The organism is Desertivirga arenae, from assembly GCF_017355785.1.
Classification (GTDB): domain Bacteria; phylum Bacteroidota; class Bacteroidia; order Sphingobacteriales; family Sphingobacteriaceae; genus Desertivirga; species Desertivirga arenae.
Map to the genome: position 1 here is coordinate 158,709 of NZ_JAFEWE010000014.1, position 19,115 is coordinate 177,823.

The window sequence follows — 19,115 nt, forward strand, 5'->3', positions numbered from 1 at the left end:
GCTTCTAACAGGCTCCGCATCCTTTCTAAATCTTAATGGAAGAGAAATACCAATCCTTAGCCTGCTTCAAGACAAGATGTTTAGGATGCTTCAAAATAGTTGAAATCCCAATTGTAAGTGATTTCATGTACGGAAGCTTTCTCTTTCAAACCAATGATGGACAGGATTTCTACTACGCTAATTTATTAGATGTAAAGGCTTTTCACTTTATACAAGCAGAAATTGAGCGTATCCCATTAATTAAGAAGAAATCAGCATTTAAAGTTCTATCACTAGTAGCCGATCAACCACAAGGCAAACGCTTTACTCCTAATTATCCGGTATGCCCAAGATGTCAAACCAGACTTTTGTTTCACAGCAATGATGAAAGCAAGAAAACAGGCGTCAGGTATTTTAAGTATGCTACGTGGAAGAAGTTTGAGAGTCTTTCAGATGAAGAGAAATTGGAGCGAATAAAAAATGCTTTAAACATTAGGTAAATCCCGCCAGATTTCTAATCTGACTTTGTAACCTCTTCAACCGTCTTGGAGCACCTAAATAATCTCTAACTGACTTTGTCTGAGTAAGTGTACTTATAGTTAAATCTAGCATAGGCAAATCTGTGCAAAGGAATCCCTCCACAGCAACCTCGTCTCCATCCAAATAAAGTTTTTCTCGTATTTTATACCCGTCTGGCATCTCAAAGAATCCAATGTCAATTGCATACTTGAGTAGCTTCAATATCTCGTGAGCCGAGACAGTTTTTGAATAGTTGGAAAAAGTCCTCTCCTCGAATTCTTCGACGGTAATAATTCCGGAACCACTTATTGATATGTGGTATCCCTCGTAGGGACCAAAACCCGGTTTCCTCTCCAGCTGTATTGTTAAATTAGCGAGTGCGAATGGAAATTCAAGCTTCATTTATTTCCTCCTTAAAATTCTTCTGATAGCTTACCTTTTTCCCAATCTAAGTGCTGATAATACAAAGGAAGATTATACTGATCCCTAATATATTTCAAGTATTTGGATACATCCGCTGATGCAGGTAGATGAGTAACAATAACCAGTTTTGAAGCCTTCATTTTTTCTGGCCAGATTGCGTATTCAAGCAATTGCCCAAATGCTTCCCGAATTGATGTAAGTAAAGAGTTGTAAGTTTTTATCTCATAAAAAATTAATCCTTCTTTGGAGTTGACCAGCACATCAATTCTGTTTCTTCCATTTCCTGAAGGATGTTCTGCCGTTACATTATTGTTCCCATGAATTTCTCTTAGCCTCCGTGTTAGGATATTACTAAGGGCGCTATGGAGATAGGTTATTTCTACTGACTGAGGAGGTCTTATCGACTTACGAGTTTCGAGTCCAACATCAGTAGGCTCCGGAACTTGATCAGGTGGAATAAACTGAAAGTTCGGTGAGGTGAAATTTGGCGCAGGCTGGAACTCTTCTTTAAATCGAGCGAAGGTATATCGAGTAATTGTTCTTAATGGATGATCACTTGGAAGTTCAAGGTACGGATCAGTGACGTTTATATCTTTGGGGCGAAACCGAACATTAAACAAGTCGATTCCGGGATAATTAGCGAAATCCATTTTTGATCCTCCACTTTCCAAAATTTGCTCTTCCATCTCGTTAAGCCAACCTCTATCTTTATAAATACCTCTTATCCGTAATGCCTCCTGCTCATCTATAACCTCCACCCTTTCAATATCACCAACCCAATACCTTAATTTCGTTTCTTTATTAATGGTGTAAAGCATTACTGAATAGATTCCACCAGTGTAAGCCTCTTGATATTGTCGAACAGGCTGAAGGAAACCATAATGGTACCCGTCAATTAGTTTACTTACATCAAATAACCATTCTTCATGTCCGTATCCGAATCTATACTCATGACTGTCTTTATCCGTACTTTTTCCAGCTCCACCAGAAGGTAAAACGTATCCTTTATCGTTCCAGGTTAACCTGGCAACTCGTTTATTATTTTCCATAGGTATGATTTTTTAATAGATACTCAATTCTAAAACTTATCCACTGAATAGGCCCTCAGCAATTTGTTTTTCATTCCCAGTGGTAGTGTAGGGCATAAAACTAATAATATATCACTCCCCAACCTTAAACACCCCTTCAAAATTATTCCCCAAAACTTCTTCCGTGAAACGGATCCTAACATCACTATAGAACGAGCAGTAAAATTTGTAGAAGGCAACTCTCCCATTGTAGAGCAGGTACTTAAATAGCTCTTCAGAAACTTCAGCGGCAAGCACCTTAAAGAACATCATTTCATTATTGTACAACTGCTCTAACAGACCGAATGCATTTTTAAGAACGGGTACCCTCAGGTGGACCAAAATCCTTTCTCCTTCCTCAAAATAAATTTTCAGATCTGCAGGTTGGGCCAGGTATCCACTTAAATTTTCTACTGCCAGGATCACTGCTGCCTGTATTTCGCGTTCTTTGTCTTCTTCTGTGGTGATTAAAAATTCCATGTGCCTTGTATTATGGAACAAAGGTTATGGAAGCGAGCGCAGCCTAACTGCGTTGATTAGGAAAATTCTAAATTATTGCTCAACTTTTCACAAAGGAAATCAAGAGCTTTATCCCCTTTAACATATACACCTCTTTTTTCTTCGAACCGGCCACCTGCAGCACAATACAATCCCCCACCTTCAAAAGAGGCCTTTACCTCTATTCTGTCATAGAACATGCCATAATCGTAGTTGTAACTGAGCTTAATACCATGGTCTTCTAAAGAATTAAAGATTAAACAAAGTGATTTTAAACCCGAAGCCGCTCTTTTGTTATAGGCGTCGGCCAATTCTTCAAGTTGAAGGCTTCTGCTGCCTTTTAGAAAATAGTCAAAGTCAGCAGAGCTCGACTTCACAAAACATATGGAATGCGTTTTAAGGAATAATTTTAAACTCATGTAAAAGGTATTCAGGATTTATTAAGCTAACATCAACGGAGGAAAATCCTCGCTGGTGAGAAAGTTACGATAAGGATTTTGAAAACAGATCCAACCTTGAAAATAAAGTTCGCGAGCAGGAACTCCCTTGTAAGGAATTGCAAAACCTCTCCTTAGCAGGAAACTTGCAACTTCGGGCGAAAGGTATGCTTGAGTAGCTATTTCCCTTCCATTTTGAATAACCTTGGATATTCCATTAAATACCAGGTCTTCGTCGACCATTATATTAGATACGTCTCTCGCTATTTCATCCTCCAAATGGTAGGGCGACCGGAGCAGTAAAAAGTAATTGCTCATTAGTTCTGCAGGGTCAATCATCAGAATATTCTGTTCTGTATTCAAATATCGCTTCCCGCTCCAGCTGCATAGTATAAACATGCCTTCATACTGCATAAAGTACTCTACCTTATGCTCGTAGTTATAAACTTCTTCTATATGTATCTCCTTTTTTATGGGTTAAAATAAATCTTCCAATTCAAGTTCTCCTGCCAGTCAAAATAAAACCATTCGTAGTTCTTTTCTAAAGGTGCGTCATCATCCAGATTGAGCACTTCAATCTTGTAGTAAGTAATCGTGTAAGACTTCCCTTTTGAGCAAGTGAATTCGAAGCTGTATTCATCACTAATATAGGTATTTGCATCAGGCAGAAGCGCTTTCATATTTTCCAGGTCCTCCTCTGTAAAAGGAGGCCTTGGTTTCTGACTTCTACTCATTTTGCTTAACCTTTGCTAATTACAAACTTTTTGTTCGTTAAATTTCCTGTTAAACGTGCCCCTATTAGGCCTTTGTCGACCTCGGTGGTAGAACCTGGAAGCAGAATGATATGACTAAAACCATGCATTAGATTAACGTTCAGTCCTTTTGTTTCAGCATTAAAGGGGTAATCTGCAACATAGCTAATCCGGTATTCCCCTGCCGAAGCTTCTTTTACATATAAAGCCTTGTAATCAAACCTGGCAATAAGCATACAATAATATCCAATAAGAGGATTATTAAAGCACAGGATCATTCCTTTGAAATCCGCCACCTTTCTTATCCCACTGATATTTTGAAAGATTTCAATAGCAGACAGGGCTAGATCAACATTAATGGGCCCTGCATCTTCCCCTGGTAATTCCAAAGTACCTGTTGCTTTTAAAGGGTAATTTAAAAGCGAAGGATTATAACTTTGGAATGGATTCAATAACTGCTCAATCGGATCTATAATTACCCGGTTATCAACTAGCATCACCCTGTTCCTACGGCTTAGTACCCCAGAGCTTAGTATTGCAGAGGCGTCAAAGCTTCTTTTTTCAAAAGCGTGAATCATTGCACCTGCAAATTCTGCTCTTGACGAGGACCAACCTGGCTTACCAACTTCCTCGTTAAACCGGTCTATTAATTGCTCATCTGAATAGTCATCAAACCATGTCCTGAAATCATTTAAATTTTTACTCATAGTGTTTCTCCTTGAACGCTACAAAGAAAGACCGACTTAATGCAGTCTATTTGCATTGCCCTGGAAAGAAATTTTATCTTTTATTTTAAGAAAGGTACTTCCGCCATTATTTTTACCACAAACTTGATCACAATGCCTACTAATTTCGATGCATTACTCCGTTACCATACTATAGACAAGTGTTTACAAAACCGTTTCCGGAAATGGACCTGGCAGGATCTGGCAGAGAAGTGTACTGATGCCCTTCTTGAGGCAAATTCAAGACCTTCCAAAAACACTGTTAGTCAACGTACCATAGAAGAAGATATCCGGATCATGCGGAGCGACCTTCTTGGCTACAATGCACCTATCATCCGGAAAAACGGGGAGTATTATTATGATGACAAAGATTTTTCCATCCGTAATATTACCCTCACTACAAAGGATATTGAAAACCTCTCCGCAGCCATAAGGCTATTCAAAACCTATAAGGGATTAGAGTTTTTCAAGGAGGTAGAAGGTATTTTGAACAAGCTCGAGAAGAAGGTTCACCTAAAGACCTACCAACAAGTCCAGGAGACCATTTGCTTTGAACATACACCTTCCAGCGAGGGACTAGAATGGATCAATCCTCTCATGAATGCCATTAAGGAGAAGCAGGTGATCAACCTGAAATACCGCAAGTTCACCAGCGAATATGAGAAGGAATACAAGTTCCACCCCTACTTGCTAAAAGAATATCGTAACCGCTGGTACCTGGTTGGCTGGTATGAAAACGAAGGCTATCTCAAAACCTTTGCACTCGACCGTCTCTCTGGTTTTGATGTGATTTCGGATGAGAAATACCTGGAAGAGTTCAGACCTGATCCTGATACTTATTTCAAACATACTATTGGGATAACTACTACTAATGCGGGTCCTGATGGTATTGTATTAAAATTCACTGGATCCATGATCCCGTATATTAAAACCCAGCCCTTACACCACAGCCAGCAGGTAATAGAAGAAAGTAATGTTTCTCTTACTATAAGTTTAAGTTTGATGATCAATTATGAATTGGAAAGGATCATTATGGGCTTTGTTGACGAAGTAGAAATACTGGAGCCAGCAAGTTTAAGAGATAAGATAAAATCCAGGATACAAAAAGCCGCAGGAAAGTTTTAGAAGCACCATTAAAAACAAAAGGGAGATCAAAGCAATCTCCCTTTTGTTTTCAGCACATAAAGGTTAGTTTAACAGTAATTAAACTACTCCTACCCGAACTGCAGAACCTAGTCCTACCGAACCACCTTCCGTTAAAATCAATCCAAGCTTTCTAATGGTTTCAACGGATGGTTTCGTTTTGAAAACTCCGGTTGATCCATCCTTACGTACACCACGAACAAAGAGGTAAATCACTCCTCCAAATTGCGTCTCGTAGTCGAAGTCCGGAATACGGCTTTCCAGGTATTTCTTGGCGGCAAGCGTGTAGATTAGATACTGCAAATGGTAATTATTTTCATTCATGGCCTGCTGTAAGGCCTCCTCATTGTAATTCTCAATAGAATCCCCCAGGAAGTTGGACTTCCAATCCAGCACATAATACTTGCCCTGGTGTTCAAAGAACAAGTCGATCTTACCGTTCATAATACCTTCCAATTCCTCAAAACCCCTTACTTCAATATCCATACCTTCAGTACTCAGCTTTTTTAGTTCAGGAACCCTGAAGGGCGAAACATTGAAATCAAACTCAAACTCATTGATTCGTCGATAAGGGTCAATCTCATTAAGGCTAAAAGTACTACCGTCGATATTCATTGCAGCACCTAGAACTTGCTCCAGCATCGTAAAGATCAATGCGTACAGCCTTTCGTCTTCCTGTTTGCCATAAAACTGCAGTACAGCCTGACGGATCACCCTGTCCCACTTGTCCTGATTATCAAACGCAATATTCTCAAAAATATAATGCAGCATATTTCCCGTCTTCGCTCCTGCCTTTAACTCCGAGAAAATGAAGCGATCGTAGTTGTTTGTAAACTCGTTAGCCCTGAGTTTGATAGAGGTATTATGATCTGCTCGTAGTCGTGAATAACTCATCTTCACCCAGTTCTTATGCAAAAGATCAAAGTCGACAATAGGCATTTCATGTTTTAAAGCTAGTGCTTCTTTCCTTTCATACCGTTCTGCTTCAGGCTCAGCCATAGCTGTGGTTATTTGTACCCCATCAGGAAGGTTGCGCTTGATAGCCTCAACAAAATAAGAAAGAGAGCTGCTGCCCCTGGTAACTCTATAAATGAAGCACTTATAAACAGCACGAGTAATGGCGACATAGATAAGCCGGCGGTTCTCTTGTTCCGTCTGCCTTAAAAAGGCGGCATGATGATCCGCACTGATCATATTCTTATGTTCACCAACGTATTGCCCGGTATCCGGATCTCTGAAACTCCAATAAGTAATTTTACTATAAGGCTCGGCCTTCAAATCCAGGTAAGGTGCCAGCACGATCTTATATTCCAAGCCCTTACTTTTATGGATAGTCACGATGTTCACGCATTCTTCATCACTCTCAATACGCTGAACGTACTCATCTCCCTCTGTCTCCATGCCTTCTATCCCTCGTTTCAACCAGCTGATCAGTTCAAGCGAAGAAAAACGTTTCCGGGACTGGACCTTATGAAGTAGCTCTACCAGCTGATAAAGGTTTGTAATACTACGTTCACCGGTACCTGGTCTATCCAGGAGGCGTTTATTCACCCCAAAATCAGCAATAAAAGCATTCATCGCAGGATAAATACCTTCATCCTCCCATAGGTTCTTATATCTCCTGAACAACTCAACCACCGCCTGATCATCTAACTGCAGTATCTGGAAGTCGAGGTAGCCGGTAAAAGGCGAAAGCAATGCTTTATTAATCGCCGCAGTAGAAATGTTTTCCATAGCCTCCAACAAGTAAAGCACATAGGATGATTCTTCAGAGTTCAATACCCTGGCATCTCCTATCGTTACTGCTGGTATGCCCAAGGCAGCAAGTCGGTTTTTTATAGTTGCGCCTTCCGTACCTGTACGTACAAGGATCCCGATATCCGAAGGACGAACCTTACGTTTCTCCTTTCCGTAAATGGTGTACGACCGGTTGCTTAGTAAATCCAATACCTGCTGGGCAACAGCTTCTGCAATAGAATCCTTATTTGCCAGCTCTGTTATCGTTACTGGAACCGCTGCTGAACCTTCAAAGACAAGCTCCCCCTTGGTGTTTGGCTCAGGAGATTCAACAGGAATATAATTGATAGCAGAATCTTCAGCAGCAAAATGGAAGGTATCAAAGTTTTCTTCAGGCAGGAAGAAGCTATTCATTGCCTCGATCAAAGATTTAGAAGAACGGAAATTCCTGTTCATTCCATATACGTTGGCAACACTTCTTCTGGCTTCAAAGTAAGTTTCTATATCCGCCTTTCTCCATGCGTAAATACTTTGTTTTGGATCGCCGATGTAAAACAGAATAGTCTCCGTACCAAAAGCTCTGTTGAAGATTTCGTATTGATAACGGTCCGTGTCCTGAAACTCATCAATAAATACAGCCTTATATTTCTGCTGCAGCTTAGATACTAAAACAGGATTTTCAGTTTTAACCAAAGCCACATGAAGGTTTCCAATCAGATCGTCAAAAGCCATCTGATTTCGGGAAGTCTTACTTTTATAAAGTCCTTTTGTTATGATACTTATAGCAAAGCAGGTAATGTGCCGGATTAAATTGACAACAAGTTGAGTAGCCACCCTTTTCAGGTTATTATACTCTTCCAGTTGGACCAGGATTTCAGGAAATGTTTTTTCGATATATTTCTTAGTGCTGTTATTTTCTATAAATTCCAACAGGGCTTCTGGTTGATCATAAAGATCTAGCATATTCTTCCGGGCATGAGAATTCGAATCGCAACGCTGCCTCATCTCCTCCGGGTTATTCCTTACATAAGTAACAATCCTCTCCCAGGCTGAATCCGCCCTTTCCCAAGCCTCAGTGTAATTCTGATGAAAGTTGGTAAGTTCCTCATCCTTTAAATCATAACATTCCTCAGGGTTAAAAATAAGGAACCTTTTCCCCTGGATATGTTCGTCGACCACCTTCTTTAAGTTTTCGCGACTTAAGCCATTCCTGATCAGCAGACCCAACACTTTCGTAGGAATACTGGTAATGTACCCTCGCCAGAACTTATTGAGTTCATCCATCAGCATTCCGCTCGTGTCCTGAACAAGTTCAGCTCCGAACAGCTGTCTGGTTTCAAAAGCAAATTCATTCAAGGTTTGCTGGCAAAAGCTGTGAATGGTCAGTACCGAAGTTTCATCCAGAAATAGCACTGCTTCCCGCAATGTCCTTACTATTTCATCCTGTCCATGAAGATCAATTGCTTGCCCTACTAAAGCAGCGATAGTATCGTCAGTAATAGTTTCTCCCTCACTCGAACGGTAGGCCTCCCGGATGAATAAACGGATACGTTCTTCCAATTCTGCAACAGCAGCTTTGGTAAAGGTGACCATCAATATCTCCTTAACAGTCAATTGTTTTTCTAGTAGTAGACGTAGGGCGAGTATAGCGATAGAATATGTTTTGCCAGTTCCGGCACTGGCTTCAATTAGGTTTGTTCCATCCAGGGCTACTGTAGCCGGATTAAAAGGTTTAAAAGTGATATCAGGCATGATCGTAATCGGGGAAAAGGTGAATTAATGGTTCAAGTAATAAGCCGGCACAACGCTGGTGCAGCTCAAAAGAAAGCTCCTCTTCGAAATATCCTTCCGCATACTTGGCAAGGATGTAAGGGTCGTCGCAGGGGAATTCAAAATGATTCACGGTCCCGCGCACATGCGATATAAAGGCTTCATGATCCAATTCCGCCAGCTTACTAAGCTTTAGTTTAAAGCCTACCCAAAAGCACAGGGCATGCTGGTGGCCTTCTTTATAAAGCTTTATAAGATCTAACAGTTTGTTGCGGGCTTCCTCCGCACTAAAACCAATAGCATCAAAACGAGCCGCTTTAGCCGAGCTGATAAAATGTAAGCTTATATCAAGACCAGCTGCTCTCCCTGCCAGATACCGAATATAAGCATCCAACATATTTTTAACATCGTTACCAGACCAACAAACCTCCACCTGCTTCCTCTCAAAGATCCCGGCAATTTTTCCTGTCAGGCGCATACCCTCTTCCGGAAAATTAATCTCAAAATGCTCTACCTGTTCTTCTGCGCAATCGATACAAGTATTATAAATTTCTCTAACCGGAGCTACCGTCTCTTCGATAGTGTGAAAAGTAATAGCAGACATATTCTTCAAAGGCAAAGCGGCTTTCTTCAACAACTCAGCCCTTAGCAGATCCCGCTCCTCTTCCTCCAGTCCGAGTGTATTATTCTTAAGGTTCCAATCCTGCAGGTGATCCGTCTTAAATACTTCTGTATCACTCAGTAAAGACTCCTCACTTTCATACCTAATGCTTAATACATTATTAAAATACGTTTTAATAGGATGCTTACAGAATTTAATAAGAGCATCGAGACTTATTTCTTCCAGCGCTAGTCTTGGCGAGGCCGTCTTAGTCAGTAGCTTATCCGTAATTGTAGCTTGTTCTGACTGATAACGATAATCGTACAAGCCAGGCAAACTGCTGTTATATTTCTTGCTGAAGGCATGCAATGGATGATGGATCACGAGCAGATCATTCAATTTCTCTGGCCCCTCATACCCGGCCTGGATGTAATCCAGCAATTCGTCGATTAAACCAGAAGGTGGTAGATGCCCATTATCCTTAACATCCTGACCGATATAACTCAGATAAAGATATTTCCTGGCAGATAGCAATGTCTCAAGGAAAAGATGCTTATCGTTCTCCTTCACATTACGATCCCCCTTCCTCTTCTCTCGCTCCATTAAACTAAATCCGGCAGCCTGTTCCCGTCTCGGGAACTTATCGAAATTCAATCCCAGCAAGGCAACGATCTTAAACGGAATACTTCGCATCGGGATCAGCGAACAGAAAGTAATCCCCCCGCCAGCAAAGGAACCTACTTTAGCCGCCGAACTGATATTTTGTAGGAAGGTACGGGAGAATACCTCATAGCTTAAATCCTCCTGCATGATCTCGTCCAGGCTATTATACTTCTCCAATTGCTTTAACAGCAATGCGTAATCCTCTTCAGGCTCCTCAGCAGAATTAATGATCAGATTGCTTAATATCTGTTCTGTATAGCTGGCCCAGCCAACAAGACTCCGGTCAGTTTTCCTTGCTTCAATAGCTGAGATGAGTACCTCTACAAAGTGGCAGAAACGAATAAGTTCCTGAGCCGCCTGACCCTCCATCAAATCCAAAGGATAGAACTCGTCGAGACCATCATGATATTCCTCTTCACCACTGATACAAACACCGTAGATGATCCTTTTCAAGCCATATTTCCAGCTCAGGTACACACTATCGTCCTCCCTGCTTCCTTCAATGCCAAAACGTATTCCAGCAGCATTAACCACCTTTCTGATCAGTTGCAGATCTGTAATACCAAAACGGTTTCTCACATAGCTGGAATCCAGCACTTGCAGCACCTCCTCCGCTTTAAAGTTCTCTTCATTCAAGCAGAAGATCGCATTCAAAGCGGCGGCAATAGTATCATCCTCGGTATAACTTTCATCAGCAACGGTATAAGGAAACTGATAAGGCGCGTTATCAAACACCGCTCTTATATACGGAGCATATGCATTCACATCCGTTACCATCACCACAATATCCCGCGCTGAGATCTTTTCAGCTCCTTTATCCACCAGATGCACCAGGTAATTATACAGCGCCTCCACTTCCCTTGCAGGAGTATAACAAGAATGAATGCTAAGTGAGCCATCCTGGATCTGTTCCAAGGCTAAGGTGGTCCTTTCAGTACCCGGGCGATTATGATAGATATCCTGCTGGATCTTGTGCAGCAATGAATCTCCTAAAGGTTCTTCAACATCCAGTTCTTCGTAAGTGTTCAGGATATCGTCATGCTGAAACAACAGCGAAAACGTATTCTGAATAACCTTACCCCAGCTGGTAAGCAAGGCATTTCCATAACTCTCGTCATCGCTGAATGCCCAGCCTTTCTTCCGCAAAAATGCCAGTTGCTTTTCACTCTTATCTTCAAACCAATAAACAGATGGAGCAGGATTCAGGAGATAAAAACGTATTTCCGAATACAGGCCAAGTTCATGGAATATCTGCAGGTGAAAGGCCGTACTTACCGAAAGGCCGAAGATATAGGCCGATGGAAGTAACTGGCGGATCCTGTCCTGGTTCTGAGGATCCTTCAAGGCGTTCACAATGAAGTTGCCCACGGTGCTTTTATCAGGTAATTTATCACCCAGAAGCTCCTTGCATCTCACCCAAATATATTGCTGCCATTCCTCCTTATCCCCCTTTAGCGACTTTAAATCCGCCTGATTCCAGGCACTGATCATCTCCGGGCGGTAGATCTGGTACTGATCGAAAAGGTCGGCCACTTTTTCTGCCAGTGCCATTCTTTTCAGATCCCCTACCTCTGCTGCGTCCAGGTAATAGTTAGCAACCTCAGGGTATGACTTGATAAACTCCTCCTCAGCCAGTACAGAATAGAGCAGCCAACATTGGTTTTCTGCCGATAAAGGCTGCTGATATTGCCCACCCAGAATGCGGTAAGCCTGGTGAATAAGATCATTGGGTTTGAGGAACTGGTAATTCGCTGCAATACCCAAATGGTCTGCCATTTGCATTTTAAGCCAGCTATTCATTCCTTCCGTTTGCGTAATCACGTAATCCGTATGAAACACAGAACGGGTAGTATTTTTAAGATCGCTGCATAGCTCCTTAGCCAGATTAGCGAGAGAGTTAGAGACTTTTAATTGTAAAGACATGGTGTGTAATTAGGATAGGTTAAGAAAACGTTCGCTGATACCAGATGCCCGACTTACCTGCCGTGCTGCTGTCTCCAAAACAAGCTCCTCCGTAGCTTGAATATACACTTCCGATTTTGCACGCGTGATGCCGGTATAGAGTAGCTCTCTGGTTAGGATGGCTACTTCAGTAGTGTCGGGCAGCAATACCAGTACCTGATCAAACTCAGAACCCTGACTTTTATGGATCGTCATGGCATATACCGTTTCCACCTGTGAGAGCAATCCGGGCAGAATGCCATTCAATTTCCCTTCCGCAGTCTCGAACCAGACTTTCAAGTTACCCTGATTGTCGGGCCGAACAATACCGATATCGCCGTTATAAAGACCAAGTGTATAGTTGTTGCTCGTTATAATAACAGGACGATGCTCGTAGAAATCGCCTTTCAAGCTGATCAGTTTCTTATCGCTCAGCACCTTTTCAATCTTTCTATTGGTGGTGTACAAGCCCTGTTCCCCTTCCCTGATGGCACAAAGCACCCGTAGCTTGTTCAGCTTTTTCAAGGCAGTAGCAATATCGGGCTCCTGAATATACTCCTGATAACCCGATACAAATTCCTCAAACAGTTCCTGTGAATAAGAGGAATCAAAACGAACCTGAGGATCAGTGTTGGAGGTCATGAAGTTTTTAATTACCTCCTGGTCATTATTAATTACGGCGCGACTGATCTTTCCAATGCCTTCATCACCTTTAAAGCGGTGACTCACCTGCAGCTCCACCAAATGCTCAAAAAGAGGATGAGTAATGGTAGGTGATGAATAATCTGAAAGAGGCTTGAACTTCCCGTCCATAAAGGAATTGATCAACTGAATATAGTCCTTAGAAAAGAGATTCAGCTGATCTTGTGATTGGCATAAGTCTCCAAACAAGCTGCCTGCTTCAACTGAGGCCAACTGGTCTTTATCCCCCAACAGAATCAAACGAGTATCAGGACCGATTGCACTTAACAACTTGGAGAACATGGCCACATCGATCATAGACGATTCGTCAACGATCACCACATCATAAGGCAATGGGTTCCCGCTATTGTGCTTGAAGTAAATACTTCCTGGGACATAACCTAGTAAACGGTGCATCGTAGATGGCTCTAAAGCCAGGAAACGTTCCTTTGTCCGTTCGTCAAGCGCTATTTTTGCCGACTTCAGCGATTCGGCCATCCTCGCCGCAGCTTTCCCTGTCGGTGCTGCCAGGGCAACCTTAAGATCGCTGTCCGTAGCGAAAAGGATAGCCAGAACTTTAGCAATGGTAGTAGTTTTCCCCGTACCAGGACCACCGGTAATAATCGTAAAGTTATTGAGTACTGCTGTAATCGCAGCAGCCAGTTGCCAGTCGCAATAAGGCAAGTCTGTACTACTATGAGCCTTAAATAGATCTTTAATTAAAGCACTATGCTTCTGAAGACCGAGTAATCTTTTTTCCCGCTCTCGTTGTCCGGCTTTCGTGAATTCAATAATGCGTTCAAGAATTGCCGTTTCGTACTTAAAGTAACGCTGCAGATAAAGGCGGTTATTAGAAAGGATAAAAGGCTGCGTATCCAAATTGTCTTTTCCAACCTGCTGCTCCAATTCGAGATTAAAAGTGACCGAGTCCTGCTCCTTAAACACAGAAGGTAAACTCTCCCAATCTTCCTCAAGCGAATCCAATTGTAAACAGATATGCCCTTCACTCAGCTTCCTGGAAACCAGATAAGCATAAGGTTGAAGACCCGGACTTTTAAAAAACGAAGCGAACTGGTGATGAACATCGTTTAGGGTTTGTACCATAAATTATAAGGTGATTTGTGATAATACTATTTAAAATAAGGCTTGTATACACCGGAAGGACACCCCGGTAAAACGCTCTCAATATAGATAATTTTGGGAATCCTGCCTATGATCCTAAAAAATTCTTCAAGGCTATGCCAGAGGATTCTATTCCTATTAAAAGGCCTGCTTCAACATCATAAAGGTAAACCAGCCGAACACAAAGATCACAAGGCCGCCAATTACCAGTAATAAAAGCAATCCCCAAAGCTTGACGATGAAGTTTGCAGTTCGTCTGAAGAAGAGGCAAGGAATAATAACCGCCAAGAATCCCAGCACCATTAGTCTGGCAGAATCACTCAAACCACTTTTTTCAGAGATCAGTGCCCATACCCCTACCAATAGGATCCATATCAGTAAAAATACGCCGAAACCCCCAGTAAGATTAATAGCTGCCGAAATAAGGTCGCTGGTAATTCCTCTTTTGAAGCTTTGATAAGGGTCTGTTGTTTGTCTCATAGTCTTTTCTTATTTGCTTGGACAAAGCTATTGAGGAAGGATGCAGCGTATCTGCATTGAAAGAACGAAATAGAATTTTTGCGAAAACACACCTACTTCTTATATTACCTACGCAAATACACTGCGGGGACGACACCGACTTTGCAGAAAAATTAAGGGGATGACAGAAGAACAAAAAATAGCAGAAGCAAGATACCTAAACAATAATATCTATAAGGGATTGATAGATTACAAAACCACCAGGACGCAACTAGGATGGCCACTCTTTACAAAAGAAGATTTTGAGATAGTACTGCAACGTGCGAAAGAACAACGCATTGGAGTACGCGCTATCATAGCCGAAGATGTTGTAAAGGAAATCGCCTTTGAATCCTATGAGATGTACCAGTCCTACCCGCAGGACTCTCAATGGTACTTTGGTTCGTTTAAGAAGTTATCCGAGCTTGAAGGCGAGCCAAAATTTGCAGCTTGGTTTTACGTACCGGGGAATTATTTTGAATGGGACTATGAGGAGTAAATTTCTTATTGTATTTTCGGTCATAAGATGAGTAACAAAACCTATTACCGACTTACAATAAATGAAGTTTATAAGAACCGAACTATTGTTTCACATGCTGATTCCAGTGATTATCCAGCCCTCAGAAAAGCAGTTATGGATTTTGTTCACGGAAGAAGGTCTCAAAATTCTGCGGATGGTTTAACTGAAAATTTCGGTGACAATGATAAAACTTATCTATTATTAGTAGATCTACAAATTTTCAAATATGCACCTTCCGATGCTTGTAAAACTGCTCCTGAAAAGGTTCATTGGAATCAACCCTACACTAAAAAAATGGTAAAGGAACTATTTCAAGCTCTAAACGGTGATTCCCATATTGATTTTCTCATTATATATCGAACCCAATCCCGATATAGAAGAATAAAAAGATATGGTGAAGAGTATGAAAGGCTAAAAGCCCTTTGCGACCTTGAGACCGTGGAAATAAAGATTAGGGAAAATAAGACACAAAAGATTATAGCAGGATCTTATAGATTATAAAAACCGATTCTATAATAAAAAATAAAGATACTCGATTTGACAAAGCCAAAAATTGTCAGCGGTCTTTCTAATACAGGTGCTACTTAAAAAGCAATAACGGAATCCTTAGGAACTTGAAAAAAAAAAATTTTGTTCTCCAATTCTGTTACAGCCAGAGCAGACCTTGCAACACAACCATAAGTGGGACCATTATACTTGTATACCAATTCACCAGGAAAATAAGTCCTTTCTAGCCAAGGGCATTCATTTCTGTTGATCTCCCGGCAAACTATTAATCGAATACTGTGGCTCTGCTCCATGTTAATTAATTATGGTGCAAAGGAAGGAATGATTAATGCAATGTACGTGCATTAATCATTCTTGGCAGCAAATGAGCTTTTATTTTAACTTTCGATATCCCATGCTAGGGCACCATTTTGAACGCTTAGTATTCCATATTGAATTTTGGATACAGGTAGTTTAAACGTTTTTGTCGGCAGTAACAAAAGAAAACGATACTCTGCTACAGTTTGAATAAAGGGACCTTTAACCACGTCACTAGCCATATGGGTTCCTATTTTTTCGACTATTAATTCTCCATTTTCCTTTTCCTTAATCCATACAGATTGAAAATTGAACGGAGCGTCTAAATTGATGAGTGCTGGTGTACGAGTATTTTCGAAAACCAATAACATTCCAGGTGTCTGTTCTCCTTCCTCTAATCTACTTATGTTTTGGAACAATTCAACTGACGATCTAGCTACATCTATCCAGCCCTCAAAGCTTCCGTTACCGAAAAGATTAATCTTCAGATTCAAGCCCTTACTAAATAAATAAGGCAAAGAACCTGGGGGGCTTATATTTAAGGGAGCTAATAAACGCTCTGCAGATGAATATTCCAGGAAAACTAATTCAGGTGTGCCACCTATAGTTCCAAATACAATGGCGTTTTGGCCGTATTTTTTAGCCAGCTCTGTAGCCCTATCTTTTGAAATCCCTATTACTAGAAAGCTCTCTTCAGGTGCCCAACTTTCATCGCTTCCTACACCTTCACCAGTATAAGTCACGTACTCTTTTAAATCATTTGCCAACAATTCATTGAAATGTTGATTCTTATCCGGAGACTGGAGCTGGGAGAAAGGATTCCAAGCGGTTATGTAGGCATAATCAGTTTGGTTTTGTGCCTTTAGAAGTTCGTCAAGGTCAGAGTTCACCTCGTCGATTCTTATTTCCAGGTGCGGATTGTAAACTTTAAAAACGGTTTCCTGGTAAGCTTCTATTAAATTTTTATCTATCATGAGTATAATAACTTAGTATATAACAAAAAGGGGAAATAATTATACATACAAAAAGGTATTGCCGTTTCTTGTATGAGCAAATACCCGTTGTTTAGGATTGCAACTATTCTGTAATAATACCAATATTATCCCCTAGTAATTCCAAAGTTTTATCAGTTGGATGTTCCTCAACTGTTTTGAGTTTCCTTTCCATAGCTCGAGAGCGGACACCAACACTTTCAAGATTATTTGTGGCTTCCTGCAACTTCTTCTGAGTTTTTTCAAGGATTCCACCGAAGGATTTAAATTCAGTCTTAACAGCTCCCAGTACTTCCCATACCTCACTTGATCGTTTCTCAATGGCCAGGGTTCTAAAGCCCATCTGCAAGCTGCTAAGTAACGCAGAAAGAGTAGTTGGTCCGGTGATAATAATTTTACATTCTCTTTGTATAGATTCAAATAAGCCTGGAGTTCTTAACACTTCTGCATATAGACTTTCAAATGGAAGAAAAAGGATGGCAAAATCGGTCGTGTGTGGCGGATCAACATACTTCCCGCTAATATCTGCAGCACACTTCTTAATACCCCTAACAAAGTTCTTTCTATGTTCTTCTATCAACTCTGGAGCCCCCTTTTCATAAGCATCTATTAATAGTTCAAAGTCCTCTTTCGGGAATTTCGAATCAATCGGCAGCCAAATACTTTTGTCCTTTTCCCCTTTTCCAGGCATTTTAATAGCAAACTCGACAAGTGCGTTCGAACCTTCTTTTGTTTTAACATTTTTCCCATATTGTTCGGGTGTTAGAATCTGTTCAAGGATATTTTCCAGTTGATACTCTCCCATTACTCCGCGGGTCTTTACATTGCTTAATACCTTTTTCAAATCTCCAACGCCGGTAGCCAATTGTTGCATGTCACCCAAGCCTTTATGTACCGCTTCCAACCGTTCGCTAACCTGTTTAAATGATTCTCCAAGTCGGGACTCTAAAGTTTTCTCTAATTTCTCATCAACTGTAACCCTCATCTCCTCAAGTTTTTTCTCGTTGCCGGTTTGCATCAACTCAATCTTTTTCTCTAGAGTATTGCGCATAAACTCCAACTTTTCTTCATTTCCTTTCTGCAAAGCAGTAAATTTCTGGTCAAGCACAAATCTCATTTGGTCCAGCCTTTCGGAAGTCATTTTATTCTGTTCAGACTGTTTGCTTTGTAAGTCAATAAAACTATTGCGCTGGGCCGCACCATAAGATTCAATTTGCTTCGAGAAGTTCAGTTGAAAGTTGTCAAGGGCAGTGTTCAGCTCTTGTCGGCTTTCTCTTGAATTACTAGTACTACTTTCGGCGAACCCGTTCAATTTACCCTCTATAACAGTAGTTAATTGACTCAACTTGCTCTCCATTCCGTCTTTTAAATTGTTCAGGTTAAAGGAAAATAATTCGAGTTGTTCCTTTTGTAGCCTACTAGTTTCTTTAATAGAACTACTAATCAATTCACCAAATGAATGAATTGATTTAGAAAGTTCTTCCCTATCTTCCTTTGCCGCCTCACTACTTTCCTTTCTATTAACAGCAATCTCTGATTTAACGGCACTCTCAATCCTCACGATGTCTCCAGTTAAACTTTGAAGCTTAAAATTCAATTCGCCCTCCATCGGGCTACTACCAGAGCTTTTCTTTAGAACAATCATCAATGTGACGATTGAAATTAGCAAGATCAAAGCTATTAGAGCTATAAATACTATTTCCATATTAAGTTATTATTATTGAGACATAAAATTGGATGGTTCGGACGCAACCTATTTGCGTTTAAATATTATTTTGGTTGAAGCATATGTAATAACTGTAATGCTGTTTGTAAGAACGACCAAACTCTATTCCCTTGTTCATTGAAGAAAGGGTTTATGGTTAAGTGACAGCATGCAAATTTCCTGATGATAAAGATAAATTGTGATATGCAAAGCGCAACGCGTTAAGATTATAACGTTGTAACCTTGTTAAAGCTAGGATGAAGGATCATATAGTTACTTATCCTTTGATAGTCGTACGTCCTTCATCCTTAAATGCTCGCACTATAAAAATTAATGCTACAAACCCATCTATCCAACGCCAAATTCCTTTATCATATAGATAAATAGGAGAAATTGGATTGAAGAGAATAGGTAAGCGCCTGACCAACCCCATCTTTACTTTCACCTAAATCTACTATTTCTTTGCAGGATGAAGAAAGTAGCACAAATGCGCCAGGCGGTGCAGCAGTGGAAAGAAAGTGGATTGACCCAAAAAGCT

The 19,115-nt window shown here is 40.9% G+C and carries 18 protein-coding genes; 4 read left to right on the forward strand and 14 right to left on the reverse strand.

From position 1 onward, the window contains the following. Positions 1–35 precede the first annotated feature (35 nt). Complete coding sequence (locus J4N24_RS21040) at positions 36–479, forward strand: hypothetical protein (RefSeq protein ID WP_207535715.1); 444 nt, start codon at positions 36–38, stop codon at positions 477–479. Here the strand turns inward: J4N24_RS21040 and J4N24_RS21045 are convergent. The 7 genes from J4N24_RS21045 to J4N24_RS21075 all read right to left on the reverse strand — a co-directional run bounded on the left by J4N24_RS21045 (position 472) and on the right by J4N24_RS21075 (position 4,382). Continuing rightward, positions 472–900 carry a DUF6438 domain-containing protein gene (locus J4N24_RS21045; RefSeq protein ID WP_207535717.1) on the reverse strand — a complete coding sequence of 143 codons (429 nt, stop codon included), beginning with the start codon at positions 898–900 and terminating at the stop codon, positions 472–474. The two genes, J4N24_RS21040 and J4N24_RS21045, sit on opposite strands and share 8 nt — an antisense overlap. An 11-nt stretch (positions 901–911) precedes the next feature. Then, positions 912–1,970: a hypothetical protein gene (locus J4N24_RS21050; protein ID WP_207535718.1), complete on the reverse strand. Its 1,059-nt coding sequence runs from the start codon at positions 1,968–1,970 to the stop codon at positions 912–914. Between the two features lie 111 nt (positions 1,971–2,081). Next, positions 2,082–2,468, reverse strand: coding sequence for a hypothetical protein (locus J4N24_RS21055; RefSeq protein WP_207535719.1), 387 nt, complete (start codon positions 2,466–2,468; stop codon positions 2,082–2,084). A gap of 56 nt (positions 2,469–2,524) precedes the next feature. Beyond that, a complete protein-coding gene (locus J4N24_RS21060) occupies positions 2,525–2,905 on the reverse strand; it encodes a hypothetical protein (protein ID WP_207535720.1) in 381 nt (126 codons plus the stop codon). 21 nt (positions 2,906–2,926) lie between these two features. Beyond that, entirely contained in the window at positions 2,927–3,337 is a 411-nt protein-coding gene (locus J4N24_RS21065) for a hypothetical protein (RefSeq protein WP_207535721.1), read from the reverse strand. 56 nt (positions 3,338–3,393) lie between these two features. After that, the gene (locus tag J4N24_RS21070; protein WP_207535722.1) at positions 3,394–3,657 is read right to left on the reverse strand and encodes a hypothetical protein; all 264 of its coding nucleotides are present in this window, start codon (positions 3,655–3,657) and stop codon (positions 3,394–3,396) included. Positions 3,658–3,662: 5 nt separating this feature from the next. Continuing rightward, positions 3,663–4,382: a hypothetical protein gene (locus J4N24_RS21075; protein ID WP_207535723.1), complete on the reverse strand. Its 720-nt coding sequence runs from the start codon at positions 4,380–4,382 to the stop codon at positions 3,663–3,665. 132 nt (positions 4,383–4,514) lie between these two features. On the opposite strand from J4N24_RS21075, the gene J4N24_RS21080 reads away from it, so the two are divergent. Further along, on the forward strand, positions 4,515–5,525 hold the full coding sequence (locus J4N24_RS21080; protein ID WP_207535724.1) for a helix-turn-helix transcriptional regulator: 1,011 nt from the start codon (positions 4,515–4,517) through the stop codon (positions 5,523–5,525). A 78-nt stretch (positions 5,526–5,603) separates the two neighbouring features. On the opposite strand, the gene recB is transcribed toward J4N24_RS21080, so the two are convergent. The 4 genes from recB to J4N24_RS21100 form a co-directional block, all read right to left on the reverse strand. Next, complete coding sequence (gene recB, locus J4N24_RS21085) at positions 5,604–9,032, reverse strand: exodeoxyribonuclease V subunit beta (protein ID WP_207535725.1); 3,429 nt, start codon at positions 9,030–9,032, stop codon at positions 5,604–5,606. Beyond that, complete coding sequence (recC, locus tag J4N24_RS21090) at positions 9,025–12,237, reverse strand: exodeoxyribonuclease V subunit gamma (RefSeq protein WP_207535726.1); 3,213 nt, start codon at positions 12,235–12,237, stop codon at positions 9,025–9,027. Before recC ends, recB begins: the two co-directional genes overlap by 8 nt. A gap of 9 nt (positions 12,238–12,246) precedes the next feature. Next, entirely contained in the window at positions 12,247–14,040 is a 1,794-nt protein-coding gene (gene recD / locus J4N24_RS21095) for an exodeoxyribonuclease V subunit alpha (RefSeq protein WP_207535727.1), read from the reverse strand. A gap of 156 nt (positions 14,041–14,196) precedes the next feature. Further along, on the reverse strand, positions 14,197–14,538 hold the full coding sequence (locus J4N24_RS21100; protein ID WP_207535728.1) for a hypothetical protein: 342 nt from the start codon (positions 14,536–14,538) through the stop codon (positions 14,197–14,199). Positions 14,539–14,698: 160 nt separating this feature from the next. On the opposite strand from J4N24_RS21100, the gene J4N24_RS21105 reads away from it, so the two are divergent. Both J4N24_RS21105 and J4N24_RS21110 read left to right on the forward strand, forming a co-directional pair. Further along, the gene (locus J4N24_RS21105) at positions 14,699–15,055 is read left to right on the forward strand and encodes a hypothetical protein (protein ID WP_207535729.1); all 357 of its coding nucleotides are present in this window, start codon (positions 14,699–14,701) and stop codon (positions 15,053–15,055) included. Positions 15,056–15,082: 27 nt separating this feature from the next. Next, the gene (locus J4N24_RS21110; RefSeq protein ID WP_207535731.1) at positions 15,083–15,577 is read left to right on the forward strand and encodes a hypothetical protein; all 495 of its coding nucleotides are present in this window, start codon (positions 15,083–15,085) and stop codon (positions 15,575–15,577) included. Between the two features lie 383 nt (positions 15,578–15,960). Here J4N24_RS21110 and J4N24_RS21115 read toward each other — a convergent pair whose 3' ends face one another. The 3 genes from J4N24_RS21115 to J4N24_RS25940 all read right to left on the reverse strand — a co-directional run bounded on the left by J4N24_RS21115 (position 15,961) and on the right by J4N24_RS25940 (position 19,010). Next, the gene (locus tag J4N24_RS21115; protein ID WP_207535732.1) at positions 15,961–16,854 is read right to left on the reverse strand and encodes a DUF3293 domain-containing protein; all 894 of its coding nucleotides are present in this window, start codon (positions 16,852–16,854) and stop codon (positions 15,961–15,963) included. Positions 16,855–16,957: 103 nt separating this feature from the next. Continuing rightward, positions 16,958–18,577: a DNA recombination protein RmuC gene (locus J4N24_RS21120; RefSeq protein WP_207535733.1), complete on the reverse strand. Its 1,620-nt coding sequence runs from the start codon at positions 18,575–18,577 to the stop codon at positions 16,958–16,960. A 277-nt stretch (positions 18,578–18,854) separates the two neighbouring features. Next, positions 18,855–19,010 carry a DUF6804 family protein gene (locus tag J4N24_RS25940; RefSeq protein WP_369806248.1) on the reverse strand — a complete coding sequence of 52 codons (156 nt, stop codon included), beginning with the start codon at positions 19,008–19,010 and terminating at the stop codon, positions 18,855–18,857. Positions 19,011–19,115 lie beyond the last annotated feature (105 nt).